Raw genomic sequence first — 5,028 nt, forward strand, 5'->3', positions numbered from 1 at the left:
CATTATTGGAGGGCTTAAATTGTTTGATGTAATCGTGGCATTGACAAAAGGTGGTCCAGGTTATGCTACACAGTCTTTGTCTACTATGATGTATAACTTGTATTTTACTAGACAAGATGCAGGATATGCTTCAGCATTAGGTAATTTAATGTTTATCATGATAGCGATAATTGGACTAGTAGTGCTTAAATTCTTTAGAAGTAAAGAGGTGGAAATGTGAAAAAAACCAAAAAAGTTTTGTTATATATAACTGTTATAATTGTTAGTTTCATTTACTTAGTGCCATTATATATTTTGCTAAACGTAGCATTAAAAGGTCCAAAAGAATTAACTTCACATTGGATTTTCCCAAAAAATGTTATATTTGATAACTTTACTAATGTATGGGTTGAAGCAAATTTTGGCAGGATATTGCTTAACAATCTGGTAATAACTGTTTCGGTACTACTTATTGTTGTGATAATAGGATCATTTGCAGCGTATCCATTAGCAAGAAGAAAGAGTAAGTTAAATAACTTTGTTTATTCCTTAATTGTTTCTTGTATGATTGTTCCAGCGCTTACTATATTAGTTCCTCTTTATAGAATTATGGTTGATATAAACGGTATTAATACTTATTGGGGAATTATATTGCTACATACAGCGTTTGGACTACCATTTGCAATATTCTTGTATACAGGATTTATTAATACTATTCCAAAAGAACTTGATGAAGCAGCAGTTATTGATGGATGTAGTAGATTTGGTGTTTTCTTTAGAATTATTATTCATTTATTAAAGCCAACAACGGCTACGTTAATGATAATAAACGGTGTTGCATTGTGGAATGATTATCAGTTTTCACTATTCTTTCTACAAAAATCCAAGATGCAGACCTTCACAGTTGCATTATCTCAGTTCTTTTCACAATACACTAGTAATGTGCATTGGGTAGCGGCTGGTTGTATTATCAGTATGTTGCCAATAACAATAATGTACCTTGCACTTCAAAAATACTTTGTAAAAGGTCTTGCTGATGGTGCAGTCAAAGGTTAAAGAAAGGGATTTGTTATGATTAAATTTGATCAAGAAAAGCTAATATGGAAACTTAGAAATGAGAGTTTTGAATATTTAATCGGCTTGAAAGATAAAGATGTATACCATATTGCATTTTTGCCAATAGATAAAGTAGGTAGTATTAATGTAGAAGAACAAGGTAAGCAATATATGTTTTTGCCTGTTGAAGCTGAAGTTAATATTAACCATGAAGGATTAATGATTACTCATGGAACAAGACAAAATCACTGTAAAGCAAGTATGCGTGCTAAATATATTAGCCACAGTATTAATAAAATTGATAATGGTGAAGAGTTGATTATTGTTCAGCTTGATGAGCAATCAGGACTAGAAATCCAATTGCACTATGTACTATTTAATAATTCACCTGCACTAAAACGATTTGTAAAAGTTAGAAACACATCAACAAAAGATATTAACGTTACACAGCTTGGGTCTTTTAAACTGCAAGGTTTCCCAATGATGTCAGATACTGATTTGGCAGAAGAAGTTATTCTTCATACATTTGAATCTTCTTGGTCATGGGAGGGAAATTGTCGTTCTTATACTATGAACCAGTTAGGATTACATTCAACAGATGCAAGACATGCATGGCATGTGGAAAATACATCCTCTTGGTCATGTCAGGAATACTCACCATTCTTTGTTCTAGAAGAAAAATCAGCTAATACGTTCTGGGCTGTTCAGATAGAACATTCTGCTTCTTGGAGATTTGAACTAGGCGGTAGTGGGATGGATGGAGATAACTGGTTGTATATGCAAGGTGGACTTGGAAACTTTGTACATGCTAACTGGTCAAAAAAATTATCACCACAAGAATCTTTTGAATCAATACCTGTATCCATGACTGTAAGTGATGTTAGCAAAGATCATGTTCTTAATCAAATGCGTAAACATCAAAATAATGTTCTTATTAATAGAGCAAAGCCAGATACAAGTTATCCTGTTGTTTTTAATGAATGGTTAACAACTAAAGGAGATGTAAGAGAAGAGACAGTATTATCTCATATAGAATCTTTAGAAAATACAGGTGTTGATATATATGTTCTTGACTGTGGATGGTTTTCCAATTACGGTACTTCAGATGGAAGCGAAAGCTGGTGGGTTACACCTGGTGATTATGAACCTCATCCAGTAAGATTTCCAAATGGTTTAGATAGTATTGTAGATAAAATACACAGTAAAGGAATGACACCGGGTATTTGGCTTGAAATTGAAGTTGCTGGAGAGCTTTCAAAGGCTTATACAGAACTTGAGCATCTTCTTATGAAACGTGGAGAATACTATATTGAAGATAATATGAGGAGATTTTTCTACTTTGGTAATCCTGAAACTAGGAAAAGAGCAACAGAAGTATTTGAAAGAATGATTAATTATGGTTTTAGATATTTCAAGATTGATTACAATGTAGACTGTGCTCCAGGTTGTTCTAACAGTGGTGATAGCTTAGGACAAGGGTTAGTTGAACATGTAAGAGGATATTATCAGTGGATTGATGAGTTAAGAGCTAATCACCCAGAAATAATTATTGAAAATTGCTCTAGTGGTGGTATGCGTCTTGAATATGGAATGTTATCTCACACAGATTTAGGATCAATTACTGATCAAGAAGATTGGAAAGATATTGGTACAGTAGCTTTTGGACTTAGTCATATTATTCATCCCTCTCAAATGGGTACATGGGTGAATGGACGTTCTGATCATGATGAGCAGAAGATTAACTTCTCACTTGTTAATGCTATGTTTGGTAGAATGCATTTAAGTGGAGATATTGAATCTTTTGAACCGTGGCAAATAGAGCTATATAAAGAAGGTGTAGATTTTTACAAAAGCTATCGTCATATTCTTGATGATCCAATTGTTTATTATCACAAAGAAGAAGTTAAACATTCTATGTACCAAGGATGGAACGTACTTGAGATGGTTGATACGGATGAAGAAATAACAATTCTTTGTTCGTGGAGATATGAAAGCGATATAAACAAAGAAAATATATTATTACATCACATAGATGAAAATAAAAGCTATAGTGTTACAAACTTCCCTAGTAAAGAAAAATTAATATTAACAGGAAAGCAAATTATTGAAAATGGTTTCAACGTAGAACTTAATAGTAATTATGAAGCTAGTATTTGGAAGTTTGAAAAAAGTAAAATTCAGTAGGTGCGATAGGAGGAAAATGAAGTTGATGAGAAAAGCGATAAATGAAGCAACAACTATGGAAACAAAACTAAAAGACGATCTTATTCTGTATGCTGAAGCAGGTTTTGAAGGCGTTGAATTGTGGTGGGATAAGATTAAGGATTATCTAAAGGAAAATTCAATAGAGGATTTGAAGAATCTGATTAAGAGTACAGGTTTGGAAATTGCATCCATTTGCCCGTTCTTAGTATCACCTTTTAGAAATCAATTGAATTGCCGAGAAGAATTTAAAAAAGCATTAAAAGTTGCAGATCAGATTGGGTGTGAATTAATTGTTATTTGCCCAGATTTTCAACCAATTGAATATACTAGAGAAAAAGCATTAGCAATGCATGCTGATGAGTTAAAAATTTATTGTGAAGAAGCTGCAACATATGGTATTAAGCTTGCTATGGAACCTATAGGACTCCATACATTACTTAGTGGACCTAAGGATGCAGAAGCACTTATTAAGCTTGTAGGTAATCCAGATAACCTTGGTTACCTAATGGATACTTTTCACTACGCAAAGTCAGGTATAACACCAGAAGAAGTTGCAGAAATAAATATTGAAAAATTATGGATTGTTCATGTTAATGACAGTGTTAAAGGTATGATGAATGAATTAGAAGATAAAGATAGAGTATATCCAACAAAAGGTGTGTTGCCATTAAAAGCATATATGGATGCGTTAAGAAAGATTGGATATAAAGGATTTTTGTCAGTAGAAACGTTTAACCAAGAATACTGGAAAGAAAATGCTAAAATTGTATCAAGTAAAGCTTATGAAGCGGTTACAGATATGTTGGCATTATAAAATATAAAATAATATACTAGGAGGAATAAATATGTTTTTAGGAGCATCATCATGGGTGTTTAGTTGGGCACCACCATACGAGGAAGCAATTAAAACAATCAGTAGATTAGGATTAAAAGGTGTAGAATTAACAATTTGGAATGAAGAGTTTATGAATGACTATTACACTGAAGAAAAAAATAAGGAACTTAAGCAATTAATTGCTGATGAAGGTTTGGTTCTTACCAATGTATTCTGTCTACCAGGTAGCCAGTCAAGTCCTGACAGAGAAGTACGTTTGAAAGGACTGGAGAACTTCAAGAAGGCTGTTAGTATCGCAAAGCAACTTGGCACATCACAGCTGACAACTTGCGTTACATGCCCATTTGAACTTCAATTCCCATTTGAGCAGCTTCGTCCAACTACCCAAACTTGGACATTGGATGTACCAAAAGGCTTGGACTGGAAACAAAACTACGCTGATTTCATTGAAACAATGAAACTTTATGCAGAAGTTTGTGAAAAAAATGATGTAAGACTTTCCATCGAACCTCACCCACACTTCTATATTAAGAATGCAGAGGGTCTTCTCAGAATGACTGAGAAAGTTGGTTCTGATAGAATTGGTATTAATTTTGATCCAAGTCATTTATTCCCAATGGGTGAAATACCACAAGTGGCAGTTTATCAAATGCAAGATCATATAATGCATACCCATTTTTCCGATAATGATGCTCAGAGTAATGCACATTGGAGACCTGGAAAAGGTAAGATTGATTGGGATGCAACAGTGAGAGCTTTAGATGATATTGGTTATAATGGTGTTATTTCCTTAGAACTTGAAGATGTGCCTGGAGCAGCAGGATTTCCAGGATTCCATAGAGATCCTAATTCAAATGCTGAGTTAATTGAGAAAGAGTATCGTCTGGCAATTGAGTATATGGAAAAAGTTTTTGAAAGAGAAGGAATAGAATTAGAAAAATAGTAAGAGGTGA

Annotated in this window: 5 protein-coding genes; all 5 read left to right on the forward strand. The window is 33.6% G+C overall.

Translation table 11 applies throughout. The annotated features are described in order from the left end of the window. Positions 1 to 220, forward strand: a 220-nt coding sequence (locus N4A55_RS05670; protein ID WP_443083816.1) for a carbohydrate ABC transporter permease, incomplete at its 5' end; no start/stop codon positions are given. Then, positions 217 to 1,035 (forward strand): carbohydrate ABC transporter permease, encoded by an 819-nt coding sequence (locus N4A55_RS05675; protein WP_293754544.1) that lies wholly within the window; start codon positions 217 to 219, stop codon positions 1,033 to 1,035. The genes N4A55_RS05670 and N4A55_RS05675, both read left to right, overlap by 4 nt. 15 nt (positions 1,036 to 1,050) lie before the next feature. Further along, a complete protein-coding gene (locus N4A55_RS05680) occupies positions 1,051 to 3,219 on the forward strand; it encodes an alpha-galactosidase (RefSeq protein WP_293754546.1) in 2,169 nt (722 codons plus the stop codon). A gap of 25 nt (positions 3,220 to 3,244) precedes the next feature. Further along, positions 3,245 to 4,054, forward strand: coding sequence for a sugar phosphate isomerase/epimerase family protein (locus N4A55_RS05685; protein ID WP_293754548.1), 810 nt, complete (start codon positions 3,245 to 3,247; stop codon positions 4,052 to 4,054). Between the two features lie 31 nt (positions 4,055 to 4,085). After that, the gene (locus N4A55_RS05690) at positions 4,086 to 5,018 is read left to right on the forward strand and encodes a sugar phosphate isomerase/epimerase family protein (protein WP_293754549.1); all 933 of its coding nucleotides are present in this window, start codon (positions 4,086 to 4,088) and stop codon (positions 5,016 to 5,018) included. The last annotated feature ends 10 nt before the right edge of the window (positions 5,019 to 5,028 follow it).

Origin of the sequence: Vallitalea sp., from assembly GCF_025211055.1 — a bacterium.
Classification (GTDB): domain Bacteria; phylum Bacillota; class Clostridia; order Lachnospirales; family Vallitaleaceae; genus Vallitalea.

Coding starts and splice junctions, on each gene's coding strand:
- N4A55_RS05685 (WP_293754548.1), top strand. CDS start 3,245: ATGAGAAAAGCGATAAATGAAGCAACAACTATGGAAACAAAACTAAAA.
- N4A55_RS05690 (WP_293754549.1), top strand. CDS start 4,086: ATGTTTTTAGGAGCATCATCATGGGTGTTTAGTTGGGCACCACCATAC.
- N4A55_RS05680 (WP_293754546.1), top strand. CDS start 1,051: ATGATTAAATTTGATCAAGAAAAGCTAATATGGAAACTTAGAAATGAG.